This window comes from Benzoatithermus flavus, from assembly GCF_037908215.1.
GTDB classification, from domain to species: Bacteria; Pseudomonadota; Alphaproteobacteria; order Geminicoccales; family Geminicoccaceae; genus Benzoatithermus; species Benzoatithermus flavus.
This window is the reverse complement of the sequence record NZ_JBBLZC010000017.1, coordinates 1-25,138: the sequence shown is the minus strand read 5'-3', so window position 1 is coordinate 25,138 and position 25,138 is coordinate 1. Positions and strand designations below refer to the sequence as shown.

The following is a 25,138-nucleotide window of genomic DNA, read 5'->3' as shown; positions in this document are numbered from 1 at the left end:
ACCGTTCGGCATCAGGATTCGATGATGGCCAGTCTCCCGATCGTACCTACCGAAGGCACCGGCCTCGCGCGCTATCTCGACGAGATCCGGCGCTTCCCGATGCTGGATGCCGGCGAGGAATACATGTTGGCGAAGCGGTGGCGCGAGCAGGAGGACGTCGAGGCCGCGCACAAGCTGGTGACGAGCCATCTGCGCCTCGTCGCCAAGATCGCCATGGGCTATCGCGGCTACGGCCTGCCCATGAACGAGATCATCTCCGAAGGTAATGTCGGCCTGATGCAGGCCGTCAAGCGCTTCGACCCCGATCGCGGCTTCCGCCTCGCCACCTATGCCATGTGGTGGATCCGCGCCGCTATCCAGGAATATATTCTGCATTCCTGGTCGCTCGTCAAGCTCGGTACGACGGCAGCGCAGAAGAAGCTGTTCTTCAACCTGCGGCGGCTGAAGAGCCAGATGCAGGCGATCGAGGAAGGCGACCTCAGCCCGGAGGCCGTGAAGGAGATCGCGAACACGCTCGAGGTGACCGAGCAGGACGTGATCGAGATGAACCGGCGCCTCGAGGGGCCGGATCATTCGCTGAACGCGCTCTTGCGCTCCGAGAGCGACACGGAGTGGCAGGACTGGCTGGTCGACGAGAGCGCCTCTCAGGAGACCGCGCTCGCCGAGGAGGACGAGCTCCTCCATCGTCGCGAGCTCCTCGCCCAGGCCATGGCCGTGCTCAACGACCGGGAGAAGCACATCCTGACCGAGCGCCGGCTCAAGGAGGAGCCCACGACCCTCGAGGACCTCTCGGTCCAGTACGGCATCAGCCGCGAGCGCGTGCGCCAGATCGAGGTGCGCGCCTTCGAGAAGCTGCAGAAGGCGATGATGGCGCTGGAAGCGAAGCAGGCGCAGGCGGCGCAGGCCACAGCACTGCCGCCGCACTGAGCCGCGCGGCCGGGCCCGTGCTCAAGCGTGGCCGGCCGTGGTCGAGAGCAGGCTCGGATCGACGCCGATCGCGCGCATCGCCCGCAGCCACTTGGTGTCGTTGTCGCCGCCGAAGACGATGTCGGGCGCGGCGGGGGCCACCAGCCAGCCATTGTTCTGGATCTCGGCGTCGAGCTGCCCGGCACCCCAGCCGGCATAGCCGAGGGCGAGGACGTGCCGGCGGGGACCGGTGCCCTCGGCGATGGCGCGCAGCACGTCGATCGTGGCGGTGAGCGCGAAGTGCTCGTCGATCACGAGCGTGCTCTCTTGTACGTAGTCGGCCGAGTGCAGGACGAAGCCGCGGCTGGTCTCGACCGGGCCGCCGACATGGACGGGCGTGTCGGCGCAGTCCTCCGAGGCCTCGATGCCGAGCTGGCCGATCACGGCCGGAAAGCTGACGTTGCTCGCGACCTGGTTGACGACGAGCCCCATCGCGCCTTCGGGCGAATGCGCACACAAGTAAACGACGCTGCGCTCGAAACGCGGGTCGGCCATACCGGGCATTGCGACCAGCAGCATGCCGGTCAGGTGCCGATGGGAAGCTGCCTGAGACATGTCCTAGAGATATGCCCGGCGCGTCCTGGCAACAAGGGCCAAGGAGGAGCTTCGCGCGACCGACCATGGAATCGGGCCAGAGACGTCGTCTCCGGCAAGACCGGTTGCCGGGGCCCCGGCGCGGTGTCATCTAGAGGCCGGGCACCACGCCGGTGGCCGCCCGAGGACGGGATAAAGGGAAGGATCGCACGCCATGCCGATTGCCGTGGGCGACAAGCTGCCCGATGCCACGTTCAAGGTCAAAACGCCGGAGGGCCTCAAGGACGTCACCACCAAGGAGCTCACCGCCGGCAAGCGGGTGATCCTGTTCGCCGTGCCCGGCGCCTTCACGCCGACCTGCCATGCCAAGCACCTGCCGAGCTACCTCGAGCACCTGGACGTGCTCAAGGCCAAGGGCATCGACACGGTGGCCTGCGTCTCGGTCAACGACGCCTTCGTGCTCGACGCCTGGGCGAAGCAGTCCGGGGTCGGCGACAAGATCCTGATGCTGGCCGACGGCAACGGCACCTTCACGAAGGCGATCGGCCTCGACTTCGACGGCTCGGGCTTCGGCCTCGGCACCCGCAGCAAACGTTACGCCATGCTGGTCGAGGACGGGGTGGTGAAGGCCCTGAACGTCGAGGAGAGCCCCGGTGTGATGGAGGTCTCGGGCGCCGACAAGATGCTGGCCTATTGCTGAGCGGGAACGCCCCTCGCGCCGGCCGCGGGGGGGCACGGCATCGCAAGCTCTCGAGAGAGCTGCCTTTCCCCGTCCTGGGTTCGTTCGGGCGAGCGCGGGTTCGGTTTCGTTCGTGCCATTTCCATTCCTGAACATCCGTCTCGCGCATCCGCAGCGATGTCCCGGCAGGGATGCGGCGCGATACGCGTGGCAGCTCGGGCGACGAGCTCGATCCGCCGCAGCTTGCGCTCGGGCGTCGTCTCGATCGCGGCCACGAAGGGGGGCTCGCCCGCGGCTTCTCGGCCACACTCGCCGCCCGGGTGCTCGCCGTCCAGGCAGGCGTCGTCGAGTGCGATCCCGCCTTGCGGCTCGGGCTTCTCGGCCTCGCGCCGGGCCATCGCCTGCATCAGCTTGTGCTTCACCAGCCAGGCGGTGGACTGCCTCGCGCCGAGCCGAGGGCGGAGCGCGGTGCGCCGGCGCGCGTTCGAGCTCCGGCCCCGAGCCCGAGCCGACGCCCGATCCCGATGCGCCCTACCTGCACCGGGTCTGGGGTCAGTCGGGCTACCCGATGGCGGCGGAGCGGGGCATGACCTCGTGGCGGCCGCCGGTGCAGCCGCGCAGCCCTGGAGGCGGCGGCGTTCGCGCGGGCGAAGGGTGCGTTCGATGCGCTGCACGCGGCGCTGTTTCGCGCCTTCTTCGTGGACGGGCCGGATCTCGCCGATGGCGAGGTGCTGGTCGGGATCGCCCGCAGCGTCGGACTCGACGGCGAGGAGCTGCACCAAGCGCTCGCGCGAGGCCGGCTGCCTTGCGGAGGTCCTGGCCGATCGGGCCATGGCGCGGCGGCTTGGCCTGCGCGGCGTGCCGGCGCTGGTGATCGGGCGGGAGGGCGGGCCGATCGAGCGGAGCGTGCTGGTCCAGGGCGCCCGGCCGCTCGAGGTGCTGCAGGCGGCGGTGGCGCAGGTCGCCTCGGCCTAGCGGCTCCGGCCGGCGGATGCTGCTACCAGGGGGCGTCCTCGGCGGCCCTGCATCCGGCGCCGCGGCACCGGGCGAGCCGCGCGGTCGCCGTCGCCAGCCCGGCGAGGAGTGCCGGGCTCGCATCCCTGGCGATGTTCACGAGCTGGTACGGGTCCCTGTCGGTATCGTAGAGTTCCCTGGCTCCCGTCTGCCACTCGACATAGGTGTAGCGGCGCGTGCGCAGGCCGCGATAGCCCGGAAGGTCGGTCGGAGCCTGCCGGTCGTGCCGGGCCAGCGGCACGGCGATTCGCCAGCGATGCGGTGCCTGGCGGCGCAGAAGCGGCGCGAAGGAGCGGCCGTCGAGGTCGAGGGGTGCCCGCACACCGGCCCAGGCGAGGAAGGTCGGCGCCAGATCGGCGTTCGTCACGAGCTGGCGGCGCTTCACGCCGCGCACCACGCCCGGTCCGCGCACGAGCAGCGGCACGCGCTGGGCTTCCTCGTAGGGCAGATCCTTCACGAACGCCCGGCGATGCTGGCCCATCAGGAGGCCGTTGTCCGACGTGAAGACGATGTAGGTCCGGGCGAGCTGCTCCACGCGCGCCAGCGTGTCGACGATCGATCGCACCACCTCGTCCACGGCCTGGAGCGAGCGCAACTGGTCGCGGCGGCGGCGGTCGATCGCGGCGATCCCGGCCGCGGTCAGGGGCGGGCGCCGCAGGAAGGGTGGCTTGTCGCTCACGTCCGCCTCGTTGAACGAGGGCGGGCGCGGCGCCCGCTCGTTCGGGAACAGGCCGGCGTGGCGCGGCGCCGGGACGGCGGGCGCATGTGGCGCCGGGAGGGCGAGATAGAGGAAGAACGGCTTCCTTGCGGCGGCCGAGGTGGTGATGAAGTCGGTGGCAAGCCTGCCGAGCACGTCGGTGGCGTAGTCGGTAGGACGGCTGCCATGGCGGACGAGGGCACCGTCCTTGTTCAGGACGTAGTTGAACTGCCTGGCGAGATCGCCCCGATACCAGAGATCGGCCGCCCATTCGGTCCAGCCGGACGGGACGTAGCGGCCACCGTCGGCTCGATCGGGATAGTGGTTGAGATATTTTCCGAACAATGCCGTCCGGTAGCCGGCCGCCTCGAGCCAGACCGCGATGGTCTTCTGCTCGTGCCCGAGCTCGTGGAACCGGTCGAAACCGCCTGCGGGCGCCGTGTCGGTCCATACGCCCGTGTTCTGCGCGTACTTCCCGGTCAGGATCGTCGCCCGCGACGGGCAGCACAAGGCGACGTTGACGTAGGCGCGCTCGAAGCCGACGCCCTCGGCCGCGACCAGCGCGTTCAGGTTGCGCATGAACGGAAGCTGGCTCACCTCCATGTCGTCGGTGAGGATGAAGACGATGTTGGGGTGGGCGGCCGACGGAGCCGGCGCAGCTCGCAGCGGCTGCACGGCCAGCACGCACAGCAGCACGATCCACGCCAGGACGGGCCAGCGGATCGGCCGGTAGCGAACGACAATACTTCCTATGGTACAGGCAGCGGTCGGCTCGCCATCAATATTCATCGCAACATCCCCGGGAGTCGCCCGTAGGACGAAGCAATATCCATGACGTCTACCCTGGTCCAGGGCAATCGATATTTCGCCCCGATCAGGACACGAGGCGACCCATGCGAGTCATCTCTCTGGTTGGGGAACGCATATCTTCCACCGGCTCGCCGGCGACATCCTTCACCCCGACAGCGTCTTTTCCGGCATCTTTGGACAAGCTGCGGTCATTCCATGGGGGCCAGCGGACGCGAGAGGAGCGCTTCGATCGCGGCATCGACGTCGAGCTCGCCCGCCACCACGGCGCGCACGGCCGCGGCGATCGGCAGCTCCACCCCGACACGGGCGGCGAGACGGCAGGCGGCCTCGGCGGTGTAGGCACCCTCGCTGAGCTTCTCGCCGGCGGCCAGGAGCTCGGCGGGGAGGCGGCCCTGCGCCAGCGCGAAGCCGAAGCTGGTGTTGCGGGAGGTGAGACTCGTGGCCGTGAGCAGGAGATCGCCGAGGCCGGAGAGCCCCATGAGCGTCTCGCGCCTCGCGCCCAGGGCATGGGCGAGGCGGCCCATCTCGGCGAGGCCGCGCGTGACGAGCGCCGCGCGCGCATTCTCGCCCAGACCCTTGCCCATCGTGACGCCGGCGGCGATGGCGATGACGTTCTTGAGCGCACCCGCGAGCTCGACGCCGAGAAGGTCGTCGCTCGGGTAGGGGCGGAAGGTGAGGCTCGCGAGCCGCTCGGCGAGGTGCCCGGCGAGCGCCTTGTCCTCGGCCGCGATCGTGACCGCGGTCGGCAGTCCCCGCCCCACCTCGGCGGCGAAGGAGGGACCCGAAAGGCAGGCGATGCGGGCACCCGGCCGCTCCTCGGCCACGACCTGGCTGAGCCGGAGGCCGGTCGCCTGCTCGAGGCCCTTGGCGCAGATCACGAGCGGTGCTCCGCCCGGCGGCAAACGACGGCAGACGGCGCGGAGCTGCTGGGCCGGCACGACGAGGAGGAGCGCTTCGGCATCGGCGAGCTCGTCCAGCCTCGCCGTCGGGGCGATCTCGACCGGCAACCTCACGCCCGGAAGGTAGTGCCTGTTCTCGCGGGCCGCCGCCATGGTGGCGATCCGGTCGGGATCGCGGCCCCAGAGCCGGACGGTGTTGCCGGCGCGCGCCGCCACGATCGCGAGCGCCGTGCCCCAGGCGCCGGCCCCGACCACCCCGAGCCGTGTCATGCGACCTCGCGCCCGCAGCGGCCGACATAGCGGCGAAAGACGGCGCGCAGATCCTCCGGGATCGGCACGGAGCGGCCCGAGGCGAGGTCGGTCGCGACGGTGACGAGCCTGCCCTTGACCCGAACGGCGCCGTCCACGGCACCCGACACGTCGATCCGGAGCGTGAGCGAGCGCTCGCCCAGCCGCTCGATGCGAAGCTCGAGGTCGAGCGTCTCGCCCATGCGGCTCGACGCGCGATAGTCGGCCTCGGCATGGGCCACCGGGAAGGCGAGCCCGTCCTCGCGCAGGAGACGCCAGTAGTCGAGCCCGAGGCCCTGGCCGAACCAGTCCTCGATCAGGCCGTGGAACAGGTCGAAGTAGCGCGGGAAATAGACCACCCCGACCGGATCGCAATCGGCGAGCCGCACCAGCCGTCGGCTGCGGAACGGGGCCGTTGCCGTGTCAGATGCCAAGGACGTGCTCCTCCAGGCCGGGCGGCGAGGAGGCCGGGAAAGCGACAGGCGGCCCCTTGCCGGACGGACGCCTTTTCGGCGATCCGGCGCTCGGCGGCAAGGGGCGCGCGTGTCAACCGAAGTCGCAGACGATCTCGAACGTCGGCCGGGGCTCACCACGCCAGCGCTCGCGCGCCCTCTCCCTCGCCCTCGCCGCGGCCTCGCGGCTCTCGAACGGCCCGAGGCGCTCCACCATCCGCATCCGCGGCCGGCCGCTGCCGACATCGGCCGCGTTCACGAGCTTGCCGATCACCCAGTATACCATTGCCGTCCCGGTCTCCTCCACCCGAACGGGTCGAGCATAAGCGACGGGACGTTAGCGATCGCTGAACGGCGCTGCCGCTCCGGCGTGCGGGGCGCATCGTGATGAGGCGGGTCGTTCCCCCTGCCATTCGGCAGAAGCGAGGACGAGACCGGGTCAGACGCTGCCGAGCGCCGTCGCCGGTGGCAGGTCGGGAAGGCGCGCCTCGATGACGGCGCGGCGCGGCTGGGCGGTCTGGGCACCCACGGCCTCGCAGGTGCAGGCGGCGGCGACGCTGGCGGCACGGAGCGCATCGAGGAGCGGAGCACCGCCGTCGAGCCAGGCGGCGAGCGCACCTACGAAGGCGTCCCCGGCCCCCGTGGTGTCGACCGGCCGGATCGGCAGCACCGGCACGCGCCAGGCCTCGGCGCGGGCGACGGCGAGGCAGCCGGCACCGCCCAGGGTGACGATGCAGGCGAGCCCGTGCCTGCCGGCCAGCAGCCGGGCCGCGGCTTCGGGCCCCTCGCCCGGAGCGCCCGCCACGATCTCGGCCTCGAGTTCGTTGACGACGAGGACGTCGAGCGCGCGCAGCACCTCCGCGGGCACGGGCCCGGCCGGCGCCATGTTGAGGACGGTACGCGCCCCTCTCGCCTTGGCGCGGACGAGAGCCGCGAAGGTCTCCTCGCGCCGGATCTCGTTCTGGCACAGGACGGTCGTGCCGGGGCCGAGCAGGGCGTCGGGGATCTGATGCGCAGCCGTATCGAGATTGGCGCCGCTGCCGACGATGATCGCGTTCTCGCCGGCCTCGTCGACGCCGATCACGGCGATCGCGGTCGGCCGTCGCGAGACGGCGAGGAGTTCGCAGCCTACCCCGGCATCCTGGAGCAGGCCGCGCAGGACCGACCCGTAAGCGTCGTCACCGACATGGCCCACGAAGCGGACGTCGGCGCCGGCCTTGGCGGCGGCCGCGGCCTGGTTGGCGCCCTTGCCGCCCGGCGCCATGACGTAGCCGGGGCAGAGCACGGTCTCGCCCGGCCGCGGTAGCCGCGCCACCTTGAACAGGAGATCGGCATTGACCGAGCCGGGCACGATGATCATGGAGCCTCCGCAGCACGTTCCGCGCCCTGCGGTTATCGGGCGGCGCGCGGCCGGCGTCCAGCCCGGCGGGAAAAGGCAAGGGCCGGCCCCGCGTGGGGGCCGGCCCTCGCCGCACCAACCGGTGAGAGCGGCTCAGCGCTTGCTGAACTGGAAGCTGCGGCGGGCCTTGGCGCGGCCGTACTTCTTGCGCTCGACCTCGCGGTCGTCGCGGGTGAGAAAGCCACCGGACTTGAGCAGCGGACGCAGCGTCGGGTCGTAGTTGATGAGCGCCCGGCTGAGGCCGTGGCGCACGGCGCCGGCCTGACCCGAGAGACCACCGCCGGTCACGGTGCACACCACGTCGTACTGGCCGACCCGGTTGGTCACACCGAAGGGCTGGCCGATGATCATCTGCAGCGTCGGACGGGCGAAGTACTGCGCCATGTCCTTGCCGTTGACGGTGAACTTGCCCGTGCCGGCCTTCACCCAGACCCGCGCCACCGCGTCCTTGCGGCGGCCGGTGGCGTAGGCGCGGCCGAACGCGTCGAGCTTGGGCTCTTTGGGCTCGACCGGCTGCTCGGCCGGGATCGCGGCCTTCAGGCGGGCGAGGCCCGAGAGGCCCTCACGAAGCTCAGCCATGGGCGGCCTCCAGCGTCGAGTTCTTGCGGTTCATGGCGGCGATGTCGAGCTTCTGCGGCTGCTGGCCGGCATGAGGGTGCTCGCCGCCCTTGTAGACGTGGAGCTTCCTGAGCACGTCGCGCCCCAGGGGACCCTTCGGCACCATCCGCTTCACCGCGGCCTCGATCACCCGCTCCGGGAACCGGCCGTCGAGCACCTTGTCGGCACGACGCTCCTTGATCCCGCCGGGATAGCCGGTGTGGTGGTAGTAGATCTTCTGGGTCCGCTTCTTGCCGGTCAGGACCACCTTCTCGGCGTTGATGACCACGATGTGGTCACCACAGTCCATGTGCGGGGTGTAGATGGCCTTGTGCTTGCCCCGCAACCGGTTGGCGAGGATGGCAGCCAGCCGGCCGAGGACGAGGCCTTCGGCGTCGATGAGGTACCAGCCCCGCTCGATCTCGCTGGGCCGTGCGGTGTACGTCTTCATGCAGGTAACAGCCCGCTCGTTCTGCCGATCCAGGGGCAGAAGGATCCACCCGCCACGGATTTCAGCCGGCAACAAGATATCGGCGCGAAGGCGCCGCCTTCGCCCGTGGCGGGCATCTCTAGGCGTTCCGGCCGTTTCTGTCAACGCCCTGTCTGGCCTGCCGAGCCCGTGTCATCGCTCAGCGCCGCGGGGCGGGGATGGCGTAGGTGCCGACTGCGTGCGCCACCGCCTCGCCCTCGTTCGCAGCGCTCGTGATCGTCACCTCGCCCACGGCGAGCACCCGGCCGAGCCGCAGGATGCGCCCGTGGCCGATGAGGTCGCCGGGACGGGGCTTGGCGAGGAAGTGGACGTCGAGGTCGGTCGTGACCGCGAGCTCGACCCGGCCGATCAGCGACAGGACGACGCCGTAGAGCGTGATGTCGGCGAGGCCCATCATGGCGGGCCCGCACACCGTGCCGCCCGGCCGCAAGATGAGCTCGTTGCAGGGCAGCCGCACGTCGACCCGGCCGGGCTCGAACCGCTCGACCCGGCAGCCGAGCTGGCCGACATAGGGGACTCCCTGCGTCGCCAGCGCCTCGAACTCCTCCGCCGTGAGCTGCGGCCTGTCCACCGATCCCCGTCCTTTCTCGCTCGCATGACCGGCCCGGCCGCTCCGGCTCGACGGACGGCGAGCGAGCTCAGCGGCAGGCCGCGGCCGGCGATCTCGCGGATCGGCTTGCTCGGGATCGCCGCGGCGGTCGACGAAGTGCCGCGTCGGGATCACGAACGCGCCCGGGCCGCCGATGACGTTGTCCTTGTAGTAGAGAGCGAGCGCCGCGTCCATCGGCGTGAGCAGCGCGAAGGGCTGCGGTCGGTCGTTCGGGATCGACAGGCCGCCGCGCTCACCGCCACGTCGCGCCCTCCGGCCTTCGCGCATGGCGCGACCGAAGGCAACGGCGCTGCGACGGCGCGCTCCGCGCGCGCTCGCGGTCCACGGGCTGGTCGGAGCGGCCGATCGGAACGAGCGCGAGCAGATGGATGGACCATGGCCGCAAGCGGTCGTCGAGACGGCGACGCCTGCGCGGGGCGGGCGTCCTCGGGCGTCAGGCGACCTCTTTCTGTCGCGCGGCCTTCTTGCGCTCGTGCGGATCGAGATGGCGTTTCCGGAGCCGGATCGCCTTGGGTGTCACCTCGACCAGCTCGTCGTCGGCGATGTAGGCGATCGCCTTCTCCAGCGTCATGCGGACGGGCGGGGTCAAAAGCACGTTGTCGTCCTTGCCGGCGGCACGGATGTTCGTGAGCTTCTTCGCCCGGAGCGGGTTGACCTCGAGGTCGTTGCCGCGGGTGTGCTCGCCGATGATCATGCCGGAATAGACCTTCTCGCCCGGCCCGATGAACATCGGCCCCCGATCCTCCAGGTTCCACAAGGCATAAGCCACCGCCTCGCCCTGCTCGGAGGAGATCAGCACGCCGGTGTAGCGCTGCTGGATGGCACCCTTGAAGGGCTCGTAGCCGTGGAACACGCGGTTGAGCACACCCGTGCCGCGCGTGTCGGTCAGGAATTCGCCGTGATAGCCGATGAGCGCGCGCGAGGGGGCGTGGAACACGAGACGCTGCTTGCCCGCACCGGCGGGGCGCATGTCCTCGAGCTCGGCGCGGCGTGCGGTGAGCTTCTCGACCACCACGCCGGCGAAATCCTCGTCGACGTCGATCACCACCTCCTCGACGGGCTCGAGCCGCTCGCCGGTGACGGGGTCGGTCTTCATGACCACGCGCGGCCGGCCGACGCAGAGCTCGTAGCCCTCGCGGCGCATGGTCTCGATCAGCACCGCGAGCTGGAGCTCGCCGCGGCCCGCGACCTCGAACGCGTCGCGCTCCTCGCTCTCCTTGACCTGGATCGCGACGTTGCCTTCGGCCTCGCGCTTGAGCCGGTCCCAGATCTGGCGCGAGGTGACCTTGGTACCGTCCTGGCCGGCATAGGGACCGTCGTTGACCGAGAAGGTCATGACGATCGTGGAGGGGTCGATCGGCTGGGCCGGGAGCGGAGCATCGACGGCGAGGTCGCACAGCGTGTCGGCGACGGTGGCCTTGGTGAAGCCCGCGATGGCGACGATGTCGCCGGCCTCGGCCTCCTCGATCGGCTGGCGCTCCAGGCCGCGGAAGGCGAGGATCTTGGTGACGCGCGCCTGCTCGATCGGCTCGCCGTCGCGGGTGAGCGCCTTCAGGGTCGCATTCGGCCTGAGGCGGCCCGAGGTGATGCGGCCGGTGAGCAGCCGACCGAGATAGGGATTGGCCTCGAGCGTGGTGGCGAGCATGCGGAACGGCCCTTCCGTGTCCCGGGCCGGGGCGGGCACGTGGCTCACGATGAGATCGAAGAGAGGGGCCAGATCCTCTTGCGGGTCACCGAGCTCGCGCACGGCCCAGCCGTGCTTGGCGCTGGCATAGACGTGCGGGAAGTCGAGCTGGTGCTCGTCGGCATCGAGCGCCGCGAAGAGATCGAACACCTCGTTCAGCACCTCCTCGGCACGCTGCTCGGGCTTGTCGACCTTGTTGATGACGACGATGGGCCTCAAACCCTGCTTCAGCGCCTTGCCGAGGACGAACTTGGTCTGCGGCATCGGGCCCTCGGCCGCGTCCACGAGCAGAAGGCAGCTATCCACCATCGAGAGGATGCGCTCCACTTCGCCGCCGAAATCGGCGTGGCCCGGCGTGTCGACGATGTTGATCCGCACCCCCTTCCAGACCACCGAGGTGCATTTCGCGAGGATGGTGATCCCGCGCTCGCGCTCGAGATCGTTGCTGTCCATCGCCCGCTCCTGAACCTGCTGGTTCTCGCGGAACGTGCCGGATTGCTGCAGGAGACGGTCGACGAGAGTGGTCTTGCCGTGGTCGACGTGCGCGATGATCGCGATGTTGCGCAGATCCATGGGTTCCGCTTCGAGGGAGAGGATGGCACGAGAAGAGGATCCGCGGCCTTTCCGCCACGGTGAGCCCGGATATAAGCACGGCGAGGGCCGACGCCAAGGCGGCAGAGATGCTGGTGCCGTCGTGACGCGGTCTCACCCCTGGTCCTTGCCGAAGGAATGGCGAAGGGCGACCTATGGCGAGCCGCCGCGACCGTTCGGGTTGCGGCAGCTCGTGCAGCGAGGAGAATGGAATGACCCGCCGCCTCCGGCCGCGGCCGCTTTCGAGGCCACCTCGATGAGGAACGACGCGCGGACGCTCGTGGTCGGCTGGCGCATCGAGACGATCGCAGCGCTGGCGGGGCTGGCGCTGCTCGCCATCGGCTGCGTGCTGGTGCTCAAGCCGTTCTTCTCGGCCCTGCTCTGGGCCATGATCCTCGCTTATGCGACCTGGCCGGCCTATGCCGGGCTGGAGGCCCGGCTGCAGCATCGGCGCTCGCTCGCGGCGCTTCTCATGACGCTGGCGCTGGTGCTGGGCTTCGTCCTGCCCCTGGCCCTCGTCGCCACCACCATGGCCGACACGGTGACGGCCGGGGCCGAGAGCGTGCGGCAGCTCATCGAGTACGGTCCGCCGCCGCCGCCGCCCTGGGTGGTCGACCTGCCGCTGTTCGGGCCCGAGCTGGATGCTGCCTGGCGGCAGTTCGCGAGCGACACGGTGGCCTTCGCCGCCTTCATCAAGCCCTACATAGCGCCTGCACGCGATCTCGCGATCCAGGCCGGGCTGGGGATCGGTGCCGCCGTGCTCGAGATCAGCCTGAGCGTGCTCGCGGCCTTCTTTCTCTATCGCGACGGTATCGAGGTCGTGGACCGGGTGCGCTACCTCGGCCAGCGCATCCTGGGCGAGCGCGCGCATCATCTTCTTCTCGTCACCGGCGACACGATCCGGGGTGTCATCTACGGCGTGGTCGGTACCGCGATCGCGCAGGGCATCCTCGCCGGCATAGGCTTCTACCTCGCCGGCATACCGGGCGGGCTGTTCCTGGGCTTCGTCACCTTCATCCTGGGCCTGATCCCGATGGGCCCGCCCCTGGTCTGGATCCCGGCGGCGTTCTGGCTGCTCTGGACCGGCCAACTGGGCTGGGCCGTCTTCCTCGGCATTTACGGCTTCTTCGTGATCAGCGGGGTCGACAACCTGCTCCGGCCCTATCTCATCAGCCGGGAGAGCCGGATGCCGCTGCTGCTCGTGTTCCTGGGCGTCATCGGCGGGGCGCTCGCCTTCGGCTTCATCGGCATCTTTCTGGGGCCCACGCTTCTCGGTGTCGCCTTCGCGCTGGTCGCGGAATGGAGCACGAGCGATCGGCCCGAAGCGGGAGAAGCCGGGGGACCGGTCCCGACGCCGGTCGAGGCCGAAGCGGTCGGCCGGCGAAATTGACGCTTCCGCCGCGCTTGCGTAAGAACCCCTGCTGCCCGCCTCGGACGCCCGGATGACCTTCCGCCTCGCGCACCTTTCGGACCTGCATCTGGCGCCATTGCCACGCGTCAGCCCGCGCGCGCTCCTGAACCAGCGCGTCCTCGGCTATCTGTCCTGGCAGCGACGGCGCTACCGGGTGCATCGGCGCGAGGTGCTGGACGCGCTCGTGGCCGATCTCAGGGAGCAGGCGCCCGACCACGTCGCGATCACGGGCGACCTCGTCAACATCTCGCTGCCGGCCGAGTTCGTGCAGGCGGCGGCCTGGCTGCGCCAGCTCGGCGGACCCGACTGGATCACCGTCATTCCGGGCAACCACGACGCCTATGTCGAGATGAAGTGGCGCGAGGCCTGGGCGCACTGGTCGGACTACATGTGCGGCGACGGCACCGAATGCAGCGGCGACGAGCGCCAGGCGTTCCCGTTCGTGCGCCGGCGCGGCGACATCGTCCTGATCGGCCTCTCGACCGCCGTCGCCACACCGCCCACCTTCGCGACCGGCCGTCTCGGCCGGCGGCAGCTCGGTGCCCTCGACCGTCTGCTCGACACGCTCGACGACGACGCCTGCCGGGTCGTGCTCCTGCACCATCCGCCGGTCGCCACCATGACCGACTACCGGCGGCGCCTGGTCGACGCCGACGCGTTCGGGGCCGTCCTGAAGCGCCGGCGCGCCGAGCTCGTGCTGTGCGGCCACCAGCACGTCTTCCAGCTCGGCGCGCTTCCGGCGCCGGACGGCGGCGCGGTCCCGGTCGTCGGCGCTCCTTCCGCCTCGCTCCACGGCGGCGACCGGCACCACGAAGGCGGCTACATCGTCTACGATCTGGCACCTACCGATCACGGTTGGGCGATCGATCTCGAGCTGCGCCGCTTCGATCCGACGACCGGCAGCTTCGCTCGCGTGTTCAAGCGGTGTCTGCGACAGGGAAGTGGCGAGGCTGGTATCCGACTCGCCACCGCGGCGAGCTAGCCGCCTTCCCGCCGACCGGCTAATAGGCTCGGGCCGGCACACGCGAGGCACCGCCGATGCCGCTCGGTCGCAGCGTCGGCTTCGGGACGGAAAATGTCGATCTACAGCCGTTATCTCCTGGGTCAGATCGCGCGCCCCATGATCACGACGATCCTGGTGGCGCTGATCGCCCTTCTCGCCGAGCGGACCTTGCGCGTCGTCGACCTCGTGGTCGGCTGGCGCGGCAGCCTGTTCGTCGTGTTCGAGATGCTGGGCTATCTCGTCCCACACTATATGGGGCTGGCGCTGCCGGTAGCGTTCTTCATCGGCATCCTCCTGACCTTCAGCCGGCTCAGCCGCGAGGGCGAGCTCGCCGCGATGCACGCCTCCGGCGCCGGCCTCGCCCGGCTCGTGCGGCCGATCCTGATCGCCTCCTTCCTGCTCGCGGCGGTGACCGCGTTCCTGGTAAGCCAGCTCCAGCCCTATGGCCGCTACGCCTATCGTGCGGCGACCTTCGCGCTCACCAACGCCTCCTTCACCACGCTTCTGCAGAGCGGGCTGTTCACCACCGTCCGCGACACCACCTACATGGTGGAAGACCTCTCCGAGGATAAGACCGCGATGAGGAAGGTGTTCATCCATCGCGGCAAACCCGGCGACGACGCCCTGACCGTGACGGCGGTGGAAGGTCGCGTCGAGCGCAGCGGGCCCGTGAGCCCGATCGTGCTGGTGCTGCGGAATGGCCTGCAGCTTCTGGTCCCGGCCGGAAGCAAAGAGAAGGCGAGCGGGGCGGACGAAGGCAGGCCGCGCGAGATCGTGGCGCGGTTCCGCAGCTTCGACACTACGTTCGGCAACCCCGACGAGGCCTTCCGGCCGCGCGGCGAGGACGAGCGCGAGATGACGCTGCTCGAGCTCTGGACGGCGCGGAACGATCCGCCGCCGGGTGTGAAGCCCTGGGAGATCCGGGCCGAGCTGAACGGGCGCCTCGTGCGCATCCTGGCCCTGCCGGTGCTGCCCTTCATGGCCATTCCGCTGGCGCTCGGCCGGGTGCGGGCGCAGCGCTCCTACGGCCTCGTGGTCGGGCTCGCCGTGCTCATCGCCTTCAACCAAGTGATCCAGCTCGGCGAATCGCTGGCCGACAACAACAGGCTGCCGTGCTGGCTCGCCTTGTGGGTGCCGTTCTCGATCTTCGCTCTGGGCTCGCTCGTGGCGTTCGTCCGCACCGCGACCAGGGTGCCCGACCCGCGCTTCGCCTTCTGGCTCGATTATCAGCTCGGCCGGCTGCGCTCGCTTCTGCCGCAGCGCCGCGGCCCGGCTGCGGCGGCACGCGGATGAAGGTCCTCACCCGCTACCTCAACCGCTTGTTCCTGGTGCGGTTCGCGGTCGTGCTCTTCGGCATCGTCGGCTTCGCAGCCGTGATCGACCTGATCGACGTGGGTGCGGAGCTCGTCAAGATGGAGGGCGGCGGCCTCTCGGCCGGCCTGCGCTACTTCGGCCTGCGCCTGCCGATCATGCTCTCGGAGCTGATGCCGATCGCGGCCCTCATCGCCGGCCTTCTGACCGTGGCCGATCTCCTGCGCCATCGCGAGCTCGTCGTGATCTGGAGCAGCGGGATCAGGCCGCTCGCGATCCTGCGCATGCTCCTGCCGGTGGGCCTCGTCCTGGTCGGCGCCAAGTTCGCGATCGACGACTTCGCCCTGCCGCGGGCGACGATGGAGCTCCGGATCTGGGGCATCGGCGAATATCGCCGGCGCCCGGGCGAGGGCCAGGAAGGGGAATTCTACTGGGTCCGGAGCGGTGACGACATCGTCCAGCTCTCGGCTCCCGCCGCCGTGGTCGGCAAGGTCGAGGACATCACGATCTATCGCCGGGACCCGCAGGGCATCCTGACCGAGCGCCTGCAGGCCGCCAGCGCCACGCCGATCGAGCACGGCTGGCGCCTTCTGGACGTGACCCGTTCCGTGGTCGGCGCCCATACGATCGAGCGGCTGCCGTCCTTCGACTGGCCGGGTGTCATCGACCTCGCGCGCATCAAGCTCCTCGCGCGCCCGCCGCGCGAGCTGGCGCTCTCCCAGCTCTGGGACATCGCACGGCGCGGCGGTTACGGCCTCAGGGCGCCCGAGCCCTACCGCACCTGGCTGCACGAGCGGATCGCGAGCGCGTTCGTGCCGATGCTCCTCATGATGCTGGGCTTCGCGCTCGTGCGCCGCTTCAGCCGGACCGCCTCGATTGCTCCCGTGTTCATGACGGCGGTCGGCATCGGCTTCACGCTGATCATCATGAGCGGCGTCGCGAGCGCGCTGGGCGAAGTCGGCGTGCTGGCGCCGGCGCTCGCGGCCTGGGGGCCGCCGCTGCTGCTCGGCGCCATCGTCTTCCTTCTGGGGACTCGCGGCGACCTCACGGGCTGACGGCGCCGCGCGCGTTGAGCGCCCCCCGGCGCTCGTTCCGGCCGCCGTTCCCCGTTTTCAGGCTCCGGGCCTCGTGTATGATGGACCCGCGTGGCGGGAGAAAGCGACGACGAAGCAGCCCGCCCGAAGAGGATCAGGGAGGTCCCGCGATGTTCACCCGCAGAACGGCGCTGCTCGCCGGCGCCTGCGTGCTCGGCCTGAGCACCGTCCTGGCCGCGCTGCCGGCGGCGGCGAAGCCCAAGGTCGTGCAGGGGCCGGGCTACCTGCCCGCCTGCTTCAAGCCCTGGAGCGAGCAGACCAAGTTCTTCCAGTGGGAGGCGAAGCCCGGCCCCTACCGGATAGCGCTGGTCAACGGCTTCGTCGGCAACACCTGGCGGATCCAGATGATCCAGACCGCCAAGGCCTTCGCCGAGCAGCCCGGGATCAAGGACAAGATCAAGGAGTTCAAGGTCATCTCGACCGGCACCGATGCCGCGGCCCAGCTCGGCGCCATCGAGGACTTCATCAACCAGGGCTTCGATGCCATCGTCACGATCGCGGTGAGCCCCGAGGGCTTCGACCGCGTCATCCGCCTCGCCGACCGCAACGACGTCGTCATCGTGCCGTTCGACAACGTGCTCGACACGGATGCCGTCATGCAGGTCAACGAGGACCAGCTCGAGATGGGCCGCATGTCGGCGCGCTTTCTCCTGAAGGAGCTGGGCGACAAGAAGAGCGGCAAGATCCTGGAGGTGAGAGGCCTTCCCGGCAACTCGGTCGACCGCGACCGCCATCTCGGCTTTCGCGAGGTCATGGGCAAGGAGGCTCCCGGCTTCGAGATCGTCGAGATCGTCGGCAACTGGGACGACGGCACCGCGCAGAAGGCCACGGCCGACGCGCTCGCCGTCCACAACCATTTCGACGCCGTGTTCACCCAGGGCGGCTCGACCGGCACGGTGCGCGCCTTCCTCGATGCCGGCCATCCCATGGTGCCGATGGCGGGCGAGGCCGAGAACGGCTTCCGGAAGCTGATCGCGCAGTACAAGGACAAGGGCCTGAAGGGCTTCTCCTACGGCCAGTCGCCGGGACTGGCTGCGATCTCGATGAAGGCGGCGATCGCCGCGCTCGAGGGCAACAAGATGCCCCAGCTCGTCTCGGTGCCGATCCCTTACGCCGACTACACCACGCTCGAGGACGGCAAGAACTACTGGTCGAATCTCTCCGACAACTTCTTCACGCCCAACGAGTTTCCGCCCTGTGACGTCAACATCACGGCGGTGGAGATCATGGGCAAGACCTCCGAGAACGTGAAGTGACGCGGACGGAGGCGGGCGGGCCGGTGCCGCCCGCCCCGGCCCCGCTGCTCGAGCTCCGCGGCATCGCCAAGCGGTACGGGGGCGTGCGGGCGCTCGAAGGGGTCGACTTCACCTGCCGGCCGGGCTCGATCCACGCCATCCTGGGCGAGAACGGTGCGGGCAAGTCGACGCTCATCAAGATCATGGCCGGCGTGGTCCAGCCCGACGAGGGCGAGATCCGCCTCGAGGGCGAGCGCGTGCGCTTCGCCGGCCCCGCTGCGGCCAGCCGTGCCGGCATCGTCGCCATCTTCCAGGAGCTCTCGCTCGTCCCGGACCTGAGCGTGGCCGACAACATCGCCCTCGCCGATCCGCCGCGCCGCTTCGGCCTGATCGACCGGCGAGCGCAGCGGCAGCGGGCGCGCGCGGTCCTGGCCCGGCTGGGCTGCGAGGACATCGATCCCGGCATGCGCATCAAGGACCTGCCGCTCTCGCGCCGGCAGATGGTCGAGATCGCGAAGGCCCTGGCCCTGAAGCCACGCCTTCTGATCCTGGACGAGGCGACCTCGGCCCTGACCGCGGCCGACGTCGAGCGGGTGTTCCGTCTCCTGCGCGAGCTGCGCCGCGAGGGCCTGGCGCTCCTCTACATCTCGCACCGGATGCACGAGATCGCTGCTCTCGCCGACACCTGCTCGGTGTTCAGGAATGGCCGGCACGTCGCGACCTTCCCGCAGGGCAGCCGCAGCGGTCGGGAGATCGTGCGCCTCATGATCGGGCGCGACATCACGCAGGTGTATCCGCCGAAGCCGGAACGGCCGCAGCCGGTGCCGCCCTGCCTCGAGGTCGAGGGGCTGGGATGGGAAGGACGGCTCAACGATCTCACCTTCCGCGTCGGCCGGGGCGAGATCGTGGGCCTGGGCGGGCTCGACGGCCAGGGGCAGCGCGAGCTGATGCTGGCGCTGTTCGGCGTGCTCCGCGGTCTCTCCGGCACGATCCGCCTGGAGGGGCGCGAGCTCGCGCTCACCGGCCCGGCCCAGGCCAAGTCGCCGGCCTGCGGCATGGCGCTGGTGCCCGAGGACCGCAAGACCGAGGGCCTGCTGCTGCCGATGACGGTGCGGGACAATCTGAGCCTCGCCGCCCTGCCTCGCCTGTCGCGGGCGGGCGTGGTCGACCGGGATCGCGAGAACGAGGCCGTCGCCGCCATGATCCGGCGGCTCCGGATCAAGCTCGGCGATCCGGCCGATCCGGTCGCCACACTTTCGGGCGGCAACCAGCAGAAGGTGGTGCTCGGCAAATGGCTGATGACCGGCCCTCGCCTCATCCTCCTTTCCGACCCCACCCGCGGCATCGACGTCGGCACCAAGCAGGAGATCTATGCCCTCATGCGCGAACTCGCCGATCAGGGTGCGGCGATCCTGTTCTACAGCACCGACTATGACGAGCTGATCGGCTGCTGCGACCGCGTGCTGATCCTCTACGACGGCCGGATCGTCCGCGTGCTCGAAGGGGCGGCGATCACGGAGCAGAACATCGTGGCGAGTGCCTTGAACCTCGGCGAGGTCGCCGCCTGATGCGCGCTCTCGGCAACGCTCTCGGGCGGCATCTGGGGCTCACGCTCGCCGTCCTCCTCTTCCTCCTGTTCTACGGTGTCTACAATCTGTTCCACCCCAAGGGCTTCACCACCGCGGTCCTGATCCAGAACACGAACGAGAGCTTCGCCCTCGTCATGGCGGCCATGGCGCAGACCGTGCCGGTGCTGGCCGGCGGCCTCGATCTCTCCGTGGGTGCGGTGATGACGATGGTGAACTGCCTCGCGAGCTATCTGCTCGCGGGCTCGCCAGCCGCCATGCTGGGCGGTGTCCTCGTATGTCTCGCCGCCGGGGCGCTCGCGGGCTTCCTCAACGGCTGCGTCGTGGTCTACGGCCGGCTGCAGCCGATCGTCGCGACCCTGGCGACGGGTGCGGTCTATCTCGGCGTGGCACTCTGGCTGCGTCCCACGCCGGGCGGGGCGGTCGATCAGGATCTGGCCTGGGCACTCACCAACGACCTCTCCGAGCTCGCCGACACCTATGGCTGGCTCGACGGCGAGACAGCCTGGTTCCAGGCGATCGCCTGGCTGCCGGTGCCGCTGCTCCTCATGATCCTGGTCGTCCTTCTGGTGTGGCTGCCGTTTCGCGAGACCGTCACCGGCCGGACCGTCTATGCGGTCGGCTCGAGCGAGCCCGCGGCCTTCATGTCCGGGCTCGCCATCGATCGGGCGCGGCTCGCCGCCTTCACGCTCGCGGGCTTCCTCGCCGGGATCGGCGGGCTTTACCTCGCCATCCAGACCTCGAGCGGCAACGCCGACGTGCCGCAGGCGGGCGCCTACACGCTGAACTCGATCGCCGCCGTCGTGATCGGCGGCACCTCGCTCTTGGGCGGCAGCGGCGGGGCGGCAGGCTCGCTCGTGGGTGCCCTCGTGATCCGCGCCATCTCGTTCAACTTCCGCATCTTCGACGTGCCGCCGCTGGTCCAGCCCTTGTTCGAGGGCATCGTGCTGCTGGCCGCGGTGTCCCTGGGGGCCGGCCGCGTGTTCCGCGTCAAGAACCGCCTGCAGCTCATGACATGACGAGAACCCCGAAGCTCGCGGCCGACGACCGGCCGATCCTGATCGCGAGCCTGTTCGTGCTCGTGATCCTGGCGCTCGGCTCCGGCTACACGCTGCTGACCCAGGGCAGCCTCGCCTTCCTGACACCCACCTACCTCCTCCAGCAACTTCAGGTCGCCGCCTTTCTCGGCATCGTCGCCGCCGGCATGATGCTGGTGATCCTGCTCGGCCACATCGATCTCTCCGTGCCTTGGACGCTCGCGGCCGGCGCCATGATGGCGACCGCGGTCGGAGGCCCGCTCGCCCTGCCGGTCGGCGTGGGCGTAGGCCTCTTCGTGGGCCTCCTCAACGGGCTCGGCGTCGCTTACTTGCGCGTGCCGTCGATGATCTTCACGCTCGGCATGAACGCCGTGCTGCGCGGGCTCATGGTGATGCACACCGGCGGCTTCGCGCCGCAGACGCACGCCACCGAGCTGATGGCCTGGCTCGCCACCGGCCGCCTCCTCGGCCTGCCGATGGCGCTTTTGGTCTGGATGCTGCTCTCGGCGCTGATGGTGCTGCTGCTGCAGCGCACCGTGTTCGGCCGCTACGTCTATGCCATCGGCAACCGCGAGGCCGCCTCCTATCTCTCGGGGGTCCCGACCCGCGCCGTCCTGGTCGGGGCCTTCGTGCTCTGCGGCGGCTGCGCGGCGCTGGCCGGCGTGCTGCTCGCCGGCTACTCGACCAAGGCCTACCAGGGCATGGGCGACCCCTACCTCCTGCCCTCGATCGCCGCCGTGGTCATCGGCGGCACCCATATCCTGGGCGGGCGCGGCCGCTATGCCGGCACGGTGGTCGGCACCGTCCTGATCACGCTCCTTTCCTCGGTGCTCTCGGTGATGCAGATGGCGGAGGCCGGCCGGCAGGTGATCTATGGCCTCGTCATCATCGTCATGCTGCTGGCCTATGGGCGGACCCAGAAGCTGCAGGCGTGAGACTCTCCGGAAGCGCCGGGCGTGCTTGCTCATGAAGCGCCGCTCTCGGCCTCCTCCAGGCATGCGGCCAGCATTCGCAACGCCTGTTTCGTGGCGCGGGCCGGCGTGTTCCCGAAGCCCAGGAGCAGCCCGCTTCCCACCTCTGCTCCTGCGAGCGCGTGCGCCGAGAGCGCCGTCACCCCGAGCCGGCGTGCGCGCGCTGCCGCTGCCACGGCCGCGTCGTCCGTCCCGCCGGGCAGGCGGACCAGGACGTGCAGCCCGGTCGCCGATCCCGTCACCGGCGCGATTCCCGCTTCCGCCGCTGCCGTCAGGAGCGCTGCCCGCCGCTCGGCATAGAGCGGTCGGACCCGTCGGATGTGCGCTCCCAGATGCCCGTCGCCGATGAAAGCGGCTGCCGTCGCCTGCAGCGGCGGGGCGACGTGCCGGCTCACCGCCGCCCGCACCGCCAGCGCCGCATCGATCAGCCGGTCCGGCACCACGAGGAACCCGAGCCGCACGCCAGGGGCCAGGAGCTTGCTGAGCGTGCCCACGTAGAGCACCCGTCCGCCATCCTCGCCGTCCAGCGCCTTCAGGGGCGGCACCGGTGCTCCGTCGTAGCGGAACTCGCTGTCGTAGTCGTCCTCGACCACGAATCCGTCCGCCGCCCCCGCCCATGCCAGGAGCTCGAGCCGCCGGCCGAGGCTCATCACCACGCCGGTAGGGTACTGGTGCGAGGGCGCCACCAGCGCCAGGCGCGCCCCCGGCGCCAGCACCCGGCCGGCCGCCACGTCCAGCCCCTCCTCGTCCACCGGCACGCCCACGGCCGTCAGTCCCGCCAGGGTCAGTGCCCGACGCGAGGACGGGTAGCCCGGCTCCTCGACCCAGACCCGCTCGCCCGGATCGGCCGTGGCCATGGCCGCGATCAGCACCGCTTCCTGGGTGCCCGAGGTCACGATCACCTGCTCGGGACGGCAGACCACCCCGCGCGCCGCTCCGAGATAGGCGGAGAGCGCCTCGCGCAGCGCGCGAAGGCCGGCCGGATCGGCATAGCCGAGCTCGGGCGCGTTCCGCCAGGCGCGGGCCGAAAGCCGCGCCCAGAGCGCTCGGGGAAAGGCATCGAGCGCCGGCAGGCCCGGCGTCAGCGGCCAGGTCGAGGGCGTGGACGGTGGTGCCCCGATCGCGAGCAGCCCCAACGCTCGCGCCGAGCCCCTGCGTCCTGCGGCGCGCGCCGCCGGCCGCGCCGGCGGCCGCGGTAGCCGCGAGGGCACGAACGTCCCCGACCCGTGCCGCGCCTCGAGGAAGCCCTCCGCGATCAGCCGCTCGTAGGCGAGGGCTACCGTGTTGCGCGCGAGCCCCAGCTCCTGCGCCAGCACCCGCGTCCCCGGCACGCGCGTGCCGGGAGCGAGCGCTCCTCGCACAACGGCGTCACGGAAGAAGCGGACGAGCTGCTCTTGGACCGGCGACGTGCCGGCACGGTCGAGGGCGAAGCTGTTCCAGACGGGAAAGGCGGCACGCGGCATGAAAGTGGCCCTATCGATCCGACACGTGTGGCGCTTGGCACAAGAGCCTCTTTCACCGCAAGCTCGCTCCGTCACCGCACCCTGCCACGAGAGCACCATGTCCGACCGCACCGCCGCTGCCCCGGGCTTCCCGATCACCCATCGCAACCGGGTCCGGCGCCTGCACGAGCGCGGCCGGTACGACACGGCCGCGATCTACGCGATCCTCGATGCCGCCATGCTGTGCCATCTCGCCTACGTCATCGACGGCCAGCCCTACGCCACGCCCACGGCCTTCTGGCGCGAGGGCGACCGGCTCTACTGGCACGGCTCCTCGGCGAGCCGCATGCTGCGGGCGCAGAGCGAAGGCATCCCGGTCTGCCTCACGGTGGCGCACCTGGACGGCCTCGTGCTCGCCCGCTCGGCCTTCCACCATGCCGTCAACTACCGCTCGGTCATGGCCTTCGGCCGAGCGCGACGGATCGAGGATCCGGCCGAGAAGCTCCGCGCCATGACCGCCTTCGTGGAGCGCTTCTTCCCCGGCCGCACCGCCGCCTTGCGGCCGCCCACGACCCAGGAGGTCAAGGCGACGGCGATCCTCGGCATGCGGATCGAGCAGGCCTCGGCCAAGAGGCGCATCGGTCCGCCCGTGGACGACGAAGCGGACTACGTCGCTGCGGTCTGGGCCGGCGTGATCCCGCTCGCGACCGTCGTCGGCGAGCCTTCTCCTTGTCCGCGGCTGCCCGAGGGCATGGCTCCGGGTCCCGACCTCGCGGCCTATGCTCCCGGCCGCCGGCTTGATGCGGCTCTCGCCAAGAACCGGGCCATGATGCCGGACGCCGAGCCCTGATGATGCGCTCTTGCCGACTGCCAGGAGAGCGATGCCACGCCGGCATAGGGTGCATCGACCCGGCTCTTGCTACCATGCCGCCTTCGATTTCGATCTGGATCGAGACCGGCCTGCAACCTTTCTGCTTCTGATCGGATACTGTCAGGGTAGCATTTCCCGCTATGCCTGAGGTGACCACGGCATCACCCGATAGCGACAGCAGATGAGAAGGCCCTTGCTCGGGGGAGCACGGGACGGCTAATCAGGAAGCATGACTGGCATGGAGCCGACGAGGGGAAGGCATGATCGGCAGCTCCATCATCCCTGTCGGGCTGCGATGCATCGCTGGTGTCGCGACGAAAGCCTCGGTCCGTCGGCGGCCTTCGTCTGCCGCGAGGCTGCGAGCCTGCCTCGCATGGCTGCAGCATCGGACGGGCGAGAGCGTGGCTGCTGCCCAGACGAGCAGGCTGCTCGACGGGCCCGCCATCATCCGCCGGCTCCTCGGCTAGGCAGCTCGTGGACACGAATCGCGCCGGAGCCGGTAGGGCAGTCATCCCGGTGTGAGTCTCGGACCCGCTCCTGCGGCGAGGCGGCTTATCTTCGGTTCTTCCATGCCTCCTCGACGAACGCCCTCGAGGCGTTGGTCTTGGGGAACGGGATATCGGGCTCCTCGACCTCGAGGAAGTCGCACAACGGCTGCCAGCCTTCGCGCAGATCGAACGTGAGCAGACGGCAGGCAGGGATCTCGGCCTGCACCTCGGCGACGTGTTCCCTGAAGATCCGCGTGGCGACGTCGCGTTCCGACATCCGATCGTGGAAGACCTGGACCGTCACGGTCTGGTACCCCATCTCGGCGATCGCGTTCATGTGCGGCGAGGGATGGGTTCCGCGCGCCGCGACGAAGGGGGCGATCGTGGCCTGCACGCTGTCGAACCACTCGTCCGGATCGCGCACCGTCAAGATCACCTTGGCCTCGGGAAAGCAGCGCACGAGTTCGCGCCAGTATCGTGCCCCCGGCCAGTCGACCTGCGACCGGTAATCGCGAAAGACTTCGTCCCAATCGACCGGCCCGCCTCGTGCCGCCGCTTCCCAAGCAGGGAGCAGCTCGGGATGGTCGCGGATCTCGAACATGTGATGGCAAGGCCCGAAGCCCAGATGCTCGAGCGCGATCTTGAGGGAATTCGTCCCGGTGCGGCCGAAGCCCGGGCCGATGATCTCGAGCGGCATGGTTTCCTCCCCGACACGGCTGCCGGATGCCCCGGATGGGGCGGCAGCCATTCTGGAGCCTGCTCCCGTACCGGCCTCTGGTCAATCCGGCATTCCCGATGGTCGATTCGGCGCGCGGCTTCGGGCGCCGCTGCTCGTAGGTCGAGCATGGGTCGCAGGCGGCGGCGATCCGCTCGATGACCGAGAAGAGCGGCTGCAGCCGCGAGACGTACGGGGTCGCGCCGGTCTGCAGGGTGCTGCCGATCGCCCCGTCGACCTACCACGCCCATGTCGCCCGGCGCG

General features: G+C 70.1%; 25 protein-coding genes. 12 read left to right on the top strand and 13 right to left on the bottom strand.

All coding sequences use genetic code 11. The annotated features are described in order from the left end of the window. The first annotated feature begins 21 nt into the window (after positions 1-21). On the top strand, positions 22-927 hold the full coding sequence (gene rpoH / locus U1T56_RS16210; protein WP_418160533.1) for an RNA polymerase sigma factor RpoH: 906 nt from the start codon (positions 22-24) through the stop codon (positions 925-927). A gap of 21 nt (positions 928-948) precedes the next feature. Here the strand turns inward: rpoH and U1T56_RS16205 are convergent, their stop codons facing one another. Beyond that, on the bottom strand, positions 949-1,521 hold the full coding sequence (locus U1T56_RS16205) for a YqgE/AlgH family protein (protein ID WP_418160532.1): 573 nt from the start codon (positions 1,519-1,521) through the stop codon (positions 949-951). 193 nt (positions 1,522-1,714) lie between these two features. Between U1T56_RS16205 and U1T56_RS16200 the strand changes: the two genes are divergently transcribed. Continuing rightward, positions 1,715-2,200, top strand: coding sequence for a peroxiredoxin (locus U1T56_RS16200; protein WP_418160531.1), 486 nt, complete (start codon positions 1,715-1,717; stop codon positions 2,198-2,200). Here the strand turns inward: U1T56_RS16200 and U1T56_RS16195 are convergent. Further along, positions 2,191-2,601, bottom strand: a complete 411-nt coding sequence (locus U1T56_RS16195) for a hypothetical protein (RefSeq protein WP_418160530.1) — start codon at positions 2,599-2,601, stop codon at positions 2,191-2,193. The two genes, U1T56_RS16200 and U1T56_RS16195, sit on opposite strands and share 10 nt — an antisense overlap. A 409-nt stretch (positions 2,602-3,010) precedes the next feature. Here U1T56_RS16195 and U1T56_RS16190 point away from each other — a divergent pair, with 409 nt between their 5' ends. Continuing rightward, complete coding sequence (locus tag U1T56_RS16190; protein WP_418160529.1) at positions 3,011-3,154, top strand: hypothetical protein; 144 nt, start codon at positions 3,011-3,013, stop codon at positions 3,152-3,154. A 22-nt stretch (positions 3,155-3,176) separates the two neighbouring features. On the opposite strand, the gene U1T56_RS16185 is transcribed toward U1T56_RS16190, so the two are convergent. The 9 genes from U1T56_RS16185 to typA form a co-directional block, all read right to left on the bottom strand. Continuing rightward, positions 3,177-4,679 (bottom strand): sulfatase family protein, encoded by a 1,503-nt coding sequence (locus U1T56_RS16185; RefSeq protein WP_418160528.1) that lies wholly within the window; start codon positions 4,677-4,679, stop codon positions 3,177-3,179. Positions 4,680-4,888: 209 nt separating this feature from the next. Then, positions 4,889-5,869, bottom strand: a complete 981-nt coding sequence (locus U1T56_RS16180) for an NAD(P)H-dependent glycerol-3-phosphate dehydrogenase (protein WP_418160527.1) — start codon at positions 5,867-5,869, stop codon at positions 4,889-4,891. Then, entirely contained in the window at positions 5,866-6,321 is a 456-nt protein-coding gene (locus U1T56_RS16175) for an acyl-CoA thioesterase (RefSeq protein ID WP_418160526.1), read from the bottom strand. The genes U1T56_RS16180 and U1T56_RS16175 overlap by 4 nt, the downstream gene beginning before the upstream one ends. A gap of 112 nt (positions 6,322-6,433) precedes the next feature. Further along, the gene (locus U1T56_RS16170; protein WP_418160525.1) at positions 6,434-6,625 is read right to left on the bottom strand and encodes a hypothetical protein; all 192 of its coding nucleotides are present in this window, start codon (positions 6,623-6,625) and stop codon (positions 6,434-6,436) included. A 153-nt stretch (positions 6,626-6,778) separates the two neighbouring features. After that, positions 6,779-7,699 carry a PfkB family carbohydrate kinase gene (locus U1T56_RS16165; RefSeq protein WP_418160524.1) on the bottom strand — a complete coding sequence of 307 codons (921 nt, stop codon included), beginning with the start codon at positions 7,697-7,699 and terminating at the stop codon, positions 6,779-6,781. Positions 7,700-7,831: 132 nt separating this feature from the next. Beyond that, a complete protein-coding gene (gene rpsI / locus U1T56_RS16160; protein ID WP_418160523.1) occupies positions 7,832-8,317 on the bottom strand; it encodes a 30S ribosomal protein S9 in 486 nt (161 codons plus the stop codon). Then, positions 8,310-8,786, bottom strand: a complete 477-nt coding sequence (gene rplM / locus U1T56_RS16155; RefSeq protein ID WP_418160522.1) for a 50S ribosomal protein L13 — start codon at positions 8,784-8,786, stop codon at positions 8,310-8,312. Before rplM ends, rpsI begins: the two co-directional genes overlap by 8 nt. A 178-nt stretch (positions 8,787-8,964) precedes the next feature. Then, the gene (locus tag U1T56_RS16150; protein WP_418160521.1) at positions 8,965-9,702 is read right to left on the bottom strand and encodes a PaaI family thioesterase; all 738 of its coding nucleotides are present in this window, start codon (positions 9,700-9,702) and stop codon (positions 8,965-8,967) included. A 166-nt stretch (positions 9,703-9,868) separates the two neighbouring features. After that, positions 9,869-11,692, bottom strand: coding sequence for a translational GTPase TypA (gene typA, locus U1T56_RS16145; RefSeq protein WP_418160520.1), 1,824 nt, complete (start codon positions 11,690-11,692; stop codon positions 9,869-9,871). Positions 11,693-11,966: 274 nt separating this feature from the next. Between typA and U1T56_RS16140 the strand changes: the two genes are divergently transcribed. The 8 genes from U1T56_RS16140 to U1T56_RS16105 all read left to right on the top strand — a co-directional run bounded on the left by U1T56_RS16140 (position 11,967) and on the right by U1T56_RS16105 (position 21,322). Further along, entirely contained in the window at positions 11,967-13,100 is a 1,134-nt protein-coding gene (locus U1T56_RS16140) for an AI-2E family transporter (protein WP_418160519.1), read from the top strand. A 52-nt stretch (positions 13,101-13,152) separates the two neighbouring features. Further along, the gene (locus tag U1T56_RS16135; protein WP_418160518.1) at positions 13,153-14,103 is read left to right on the top strand and encodes a metallophosphoesterase family protein; all 951 of its coding nucleotides are present in this window, start codon (positions 13,153-13,155) and stop codon (positions 14,101-14,103) included. Positions 14,104-14,196: 93 nt separating this feature from the next. Next, on the top strand, positions 14,197-15,417 hold the full coding sequence (locus tag U1T56_RS16130; protein ID WP_418160517.1) for an LptF/LptG family permease: 1,221 nt from the start codon (positions 14,197-14,199) through the stop codon (positions 15,415-15,417). Beyond that, a complete protein-coding gene (locus tag U1T56_RS16125) occupies positions 15,414-16,490 on the top strand; it encodes an LptF/LptG family permease (protein WP_418160516.1) in 1,077 nt (358 codons plus the stop codon). The genes U1T56_RS16130 and U1T56_RS16125 overlap by 4 nt, the downstream gene beginning before the upstream one ends. A gap of 149 nt (positions 16,491-16,639) precedes the next feature. Next, the gene (locus U1T56_RS16120; RefSeq protein WP_418160515.1) at positions 16,640-17,785 is read left to right on the top strand and encodes a sugar ABC transporter substrate-binding protein; all 1,146 of its coding nucleotides are present in this window, start codon (positions 16,640-16,642) and stop codon (positions 17,783-17,785) included. Continuing rightward, complete coding sequence (locus U1T56_RS16115) at positions 17,782-19,332, top strand: sugar ABC transporter ATP-binding protein (RefSeq protein WP_418160514.1); 1,551 nt, start codon at positions 17,782-17,784, stop codon at positions 19,330-19,332. The genes U1T56_RS16120 and U1T56_RS16115 overlap by 4 nt, the downstream gene beginning before the upstream one ends. Further along, the gene (locus tag U1T56_RS16110) at positions 19,332-20,369 is read left to right on the top strand and encodes an ABC transporter permease (RefSeq protein ID WP_418160513.1); all 1,038 of its coding nucleotides are present in this window, start codon (positions 19,332-19,334) and stop codon (positions 20,367-20,369) included. The genes U1T56_RS16115 and U1T56_RS16110 overlap by 1 nt, the downstream gene beginning before the upstream one ends. Beyond that, complete coding sequence (locus tag U1T56_RS16105; protein WP_418160512.1) at positions 20,366-21,322, top strand: ABC transporter permease; 957 nt, start codon at positions 20,366-20,368, stop codon at positions 21,320-21,322. Before U1T56_RS16110 ends, U1T56_RS16105 begins: the two co-directional genes overlap by 4 nt. A gap of 29 nt (positions 21,323-21,351) precedes the next feature. Here U1T56_RS16105 and pdxR read toward each other — a convergent pair whose 3' ends face one another. Next, the gene (gene pdxR, locus U1T56_RS16100; protein WP_418160511.1) at positions 21,352-22,821 is read right to left on the bottom strand and encodes a MocR-like pyridoxine biosynthesis transcription factor PdxR; all 1,470 of its coding nucleotides are present in this window, start codon (positions 22,819-22,821) and stop codon (positions 21,352-21,354) included. 97 nt (positions 22,822-22,918) lie between these two features. Here pdxR and U1T56_RS16095 point away from each other — a divergent pair, with 97 nt between their 5' ends. Beyond that, a complete protein-coding gene (locus U1T56_RS16095) occupies positions 22,919-23,650 on the top strand; it encodes a pyridoxamine 5'-phosphate oxidase family protein (RefSeq protein WP_418160510.1) in 732 nt (243 codons plus the stop codon). A gap of 573 nt (positions 23,651-24,223) precedes the next feature. On the opposite strand, the gene U1T56_RS16090 is transcribed toward U1T56_RS16095, so the two are convergent. Then, positions 24,224-24,856, bottom strand: a complete 633-nt coding sequence (locus tag U1T56_RS16090) for a sulfotransferase family protein (protein ID WP_418160509.1) — start codon at positions 24,854-24,856, stop codon at positions 24,224-24,226. Positions 24,857-25,138 lie beyond the last annotated feature (282 nt).